1 protein-coding gene is annotated in these 311 nt (G+C 59.5%); it reads right to left on the bottom strand.

All coding sequences use genetic code 11. From position 1 onward, the window contains the following. Window positions 1-311: hypothetical protein (locus SB822_RS55985; RefSeq protein WP_410858964.1), on the bottom strand; the 311-nt coding region annotated here is incomplete at both ends.

Here is a 311-nt window from a genome sequence, read left to right as displayed (position 1 = left end):
ATGCAAGTGAAGCGCCTGACGAAGGGCTTCGCGCGCGTCGTCTTCTGCGGCCAGAGCCGTCGCAGTCCAGAGTTTCGCACCCTTCACCACGAGTTCGAGCATTTCAATCTGCTCGCCATGACCGGCATTGACCAGTGCGTGCCGCATGGCGTGACCATCTTCCATATGGCCGGCAGCCAGCACATCCAGCATGGCCAGATGCAGCGACTTGAGTGCCTCATGTCCCAGATCGAGTGCCGCCAGCGTCTCGAAATCTTCTTCAATCAGCCGTGGGTGATTGAGAAGCGTCAGCACGATGGCCGTTTCGCGCA

The sequence above is a fragment of the Paraburkholderia sp. SIMBA_054 genome (assembly GCF_046534875.1).
GTDB lineage: Bacteria > Pseudomonadota > Gammaproteobacteria > Burkholderiales > Burkholderiaceae > Paraburkholderia > Paraburkholderia hospita.
This window is presented reverse-complemented; position numbering and strand designations above follow the sequence as displayed.